General features: G+C 54.9%; 3 protein-coding genes. 1 reads left to right on the forward strand and 2 read right to left on the reverse strand.

The features are described from left to right. Window positions 1–187 precede the first annotated feature (187 nt). Window positions 188–1,273 (forward strand): IS110 family RNA-guided transposase, encoded by a 1,086-nt coding sequence (locus PROAA_RS04755; RefSeq protein ID WP_186410241.1) that lies wholly within the window; start codon window positions 188–190, stop codon window positions 1,271–1,273. Window positions 1,274–1,558: 285 nt separating this feature from the next. Here the strand turns inward: PROAA_RS04755 and PROAA_RS04760 are convergent, their stop codons facing one another. Both PROAA_RS04760 and PROAA_RS04765 read right to left on the reverse strand, forming a co-directional pair. Further along, on the reverse strand, window positions 1,559–2,911 hold the full coding sequence (locus PROAA_RS04760; protein ID WP_186410242.1) for a toll/interleukin-1 receptor domain-containing protein: 1,353 nt from the start codon (window positions 2,909–2,911) through the stop codon (window positions 1,559–1,561). A 78-nt stretch (window positions 2,912–2,989) separates the two neighbouring features. Continuing rightward, window positions 2,990–3,958 (reverse strand): type I restriction enzyme HsdR N-terminal domain-containing protein, encoded by a 969-nt coding sequence (locus PROAA_RS04765; protein WP_186410243.1) that lies wholly within the window; start codon window positions 3,956–3,958, stop codon window positions 2,990–2,992. Window positions 3,959–4,196 lie beyond the last annotated feature (238 nt).

Consider the following 4,196-nt stretch of genomic DNA (forward strand, 5'->3'; position numbering starts at 1 on the left):
GTGCCCTAAGCAGTCGGTCGATCTTTGGAAAAGCAGACCTTCAACTTTCGTGCGAAACCGCGCCTTGCGTCATACTGAAAGGCTCCGAGTTGAGTGATGGGATGGACTCCCCCGTTTTTCGAGCGCCAAATAAGCGCCACCGGTGCTCGTGGGGACGGGGATTGGTCTTCAAGGAAAGGAGTCCGAAATGAATGCTACTACGGTTGCAGTTGATCTTGCCAAGAGTGTCTTCCAGATTGCGGTGGCGGATGCCAATTGGATGCCTATTGAATCACATCGGCTGACCCGGACGCAATTCGAGCGCTGGTTCGCCAACCGGGAAGTGGGATTGGTCGTCATGGAAGCCTGTGGCTCGGCGCATCACTGGGCACGCTGGCTCAATCGACTAGGCATTGAGGTTCGCTTGCTTCCTGCCGCGTATATCCGCGCCTATGTAAAGCGCAACAAAACCGATGCGGCCGATGCCTGCGCGCTGCTCGAAGCCGCACGCTGTAGCGACATCGTCCCGGTACGCATCAAGTCAGTCGAACAACAAGCCTTGCAGGGATTGCATCGCATTCGCTCGCTATGGATGAGTACCCGCACCGCGCGCATCAATGCCATGCGCGGCTTCTGCCGGGAATTCGGCCTGGCGGTGCCGACCGGTGCGCGCACCGGCGTTGAAGCCATGAGCCGTGCTCTGGTCGATCCGGAGAGTCCAATCCCGCTACTCATCCGGAGTTCGATGAAACTGCTCATCGAAGAAATCCGACTGCTCGAACTGCGTATTGCACAATTGGAAAAGGAACTCACGGCACTAGCCAAGCAAAGCCCGGCCTGTACCACGCTGCTCTCGATACCCGGTGTTGGCTTGCTTACGGCCACGGCGATGGTGGCGGCCACCAGTGGCAATGTCTCGCACTTCAAGGATGCTCGGCACTTTGCCAGTTGGTTCGGCCTGACCCCAAAGGAATACTCCTCGGGCAGTAGCCGCAAATTGGGGCGGATTTCCAAGAAGGGTGACCGCTATCTACGGATGTTGCTTACCCACGGCGCACGCTCGGTACTCCGTATGGCCAGCCTTGCCCAGCAAGCCGGGCGAAGGCTGGACGGATTAAGAGCCTGGGCGCTGAAAGTTCAGGGACGAACCAATCACAACAAGGCCGCGTGCGCGCTGGCCAACAAGCTGGCGCGGATCTGCTATGCCACGCTGCGCGATGCCACATCCTATGGCGAACCGGTCGTCCGGCCAAACAAGAAGCTCGAACGCACAGCGTTTGCTATCGCCGTTTGAATGACGAAAGGAATTGATCTGATGTTTCCCACCCCGCGTCTGCAACGAGACTGATCGCCCATTCATGGCAAACAGGGTCGCACCCGCACGGATTGACGCCGATAACCCTGCCGGCAACTGTACGTCTGCCGTTTGTAGCGATTGGCGCGCCGTGAGCAGATTCCATGTCGGCACGGACCAAAGAGAGTCCACTATCGATGCCGGATATACGACAGCATGCGCTTCCTATCCGCCACAACTATCGATCAGTTTCCTTGCTTTTCGGGGGAGTCCATATACAAGGCGTTAGGCCACCGTGCCACGTGGTGGCACGCTGACAGCCTGCATTAGTTGCACAACAACGTGCTCCAAGCCGTGAACTGATGAAACGGCAACCCTGTCCGCGAGTATTGGGGAGTGTGACCGGACGAGTTGTTCGTCTACGCCGTGCCATACCGGCAGGATGACTTTGTGCCCACCAGCCTCCCGCGCGACAAGTCCGTCCAGTTCAAGTTGCGGCCAATGTTTTTGAAAGAAGGCCTCGCTCAAGATCACGATGCCAAAGCGCGATTGAGCCAAGCCGCGATCAATAGAACGTCGCAGACTGTCACCAACCGTCAAGGCAAAGGCGTCAAACCAAACCTTCAATCCCCGCGCGCGAAGCGCGTCGGCCAGTGGACGTGCAAAAGAATCTTTGTCTTCCGAAGCATGTGAAACAAAAACGTCCCAAGTTTGACTCGACTGCTGCGGTGCTTGTCCAGTTAGTGAACTGTTGGCTGTCTGTGGCACGCGCATGGGTTCCCCGCTCTTTTGCGAGCTGATCCAACTCAATAGGAAGTCCTGATCCTGCTGCACGGGAGCGGTGTATTTCTTGTAGTGCTCAGGTCGAAGCATGTCGGAAAGTATCTCTAACTGCTGCTCCTTCGAGAAGCGCGCGAGGCAATCTTGAAGAATCTGTTTTCGGCTCGGCATGCCGCCGGACCATGAGTACTGCTCTATGTTTGGATCTAGGTGGGCAAAGAATTCGATTATCTCTGGACCGGACATCCCGGTAGAGCCGGCGAACATTGAGTCCACTCGCTTCTGCACAGCATATGGCAGAGCGAGGTTCTGCTTTGGCTTTGCAAGGGTCACGTTGGTTACCTCTCCTTCCCGCCACACTAAGGGCGCCGTTGGTCCGAGCACCTCGGACATTATCTTGAATGTCTCCGCAAAGGCGAAGACAAGCAATTCCCCGTCGCCAGCAGCAGAAGACCGAAATCCCGCGTCGAGAGCCTTGATAGCTTCTGTAGCAGACAAACGTCCTGCTCCAGTGCCAAGTAGTGGCGCCTCAATCAATCGAACGTCTTGATTGGCAACCGTAATCTCACCTAAGGCGCGCGCGATTGACTCTATCGCTTCAATTGATGTCGCGTCGTTGAAAACGCTCGCGGCGTAGATAACAAACTTCGTCTTCTCTCGATTGCCAGGAAACGGAACAAGAGTTGAAATCTGTCCGAGCCTGGGGCGTGTTGGCAAATCGGCGGGAACAGGCAGCGAGAAGGCCTCAATCCATCGCCTTGTGGCAGAACTGAAGGTTCCCTTGCCCGAACATGGCAGGACAGTAACGTCCATGCCGCCTTCAAAAATGTCGCCGTGACGGGCTGAAATCGTGGGCATGTCGGGTCCAGTTTGGTCTAACGTCTGACATAGCCGGCGCAGGTGGCTTTATTGCGCACGACCGTATTGATGGCCGAGCTAGGCCTTGCTCGTGCCGTTTGGGCTCACCACCTTGAATACCTTGCTAAGGCGAAATATGTGTGGCGGAACGTCCGACGTTCCGGGATCAGGGGGGAACGGGTTGAATCGCGCATCAAGAACCTGATCAATGACAAGCGGAACGAAAGTTTCGTGCTCGACCTTTATCTCTTCGCCAAGATGGGTGTCGAGATCGACTTCAACAACTAGATCAGCACAGGCTTGGAACGGCGCGCGCGCGAGCGCCTCCAGAAACTGGGTTCGGAGTTGTTCAGGAAGTCCCGCCACTAGTTTTGGAAGGTGCTTCGGCTCAAAGTCAAAGCTGACACAGTGGTCTTCGCCGGCGAACTCGGTATTGACTGTCACAGTGAAAAGGTTTTCGCTGATGCGAGCAAACGTGTTCAAGCGAGTGCCCATCATTGTCAGCTTCGCATTGGGTGCGAAGCCGAGTCGCGAGACTTTGAATCCAAAATCCGGAGCTAGCTTTCTGAGATCAGGTTCCAACAGAAACTTTGGAGCTAAGTGTTTAACGATATCACTCCATCTCGATTCAAACTCTTCATAGGCGATGTCAAGAAGTGGAGTTGCCGACTGAACGCTGTAGACGGAGAGCCGACGACCATTGCAGAGCGCGAAGTGATGAGTTCGAATCTCCGGGTGAATCGCGTAGCTATAAGCCTGCTGCACATGTGCCTGCAAATCGATTCGTTCACTTGGGCTCTTTGCGTCTAGGACGGCGACGGGCTTGCCGTCGAAGATTAGCGTGTAGTCGGGGATGATCGTTACGGGATGCCTTCGAGTTCCAGCGTAGATAAATGGCTGAACCAAACTCTTGCTACGAACAACAGTCTGCCTTCCTGTCGAGTGGTAGCCAAGTTTCGAGAGCATGGGGGCGATGATGACCTCTCGGACGGAATCCTCCTTGAAATCAGGATCAGAAAATACAGTTGGATCAAAATTTTCGAACATAGTTTTGTGAAGCTGCGAGCCCTAACAGTTATCCAATGCGCCTATCGGTCCGCATATTGAATACCTGAATATCGCAAAAACATGGAAATTCAAAGTACCTGTTTGATTCATTGTGGGTGCACTGGAGCAGAGCGTCCACGTACGTGATGATAGTACGGAACAATGGCGTTGGTTTGTCTTAGCGTTTGGGCGGTTGTCTGCTTTGGAGAAGGTTCTCGAAGGTCCGATTCTGGCCGAT

It is taken from the genome of Candidatus Propionivibrio aalborgensis (assembly GCF_900089945.1).
In the GTDB taxonomy this organism is placed as follows: Bacteria; Pseudomonadota; Gammaproteobacteria; order Burkholderiales; family Rhodocyclaceae; genus Propionivibrio; species Propionivibrio aalborgensis.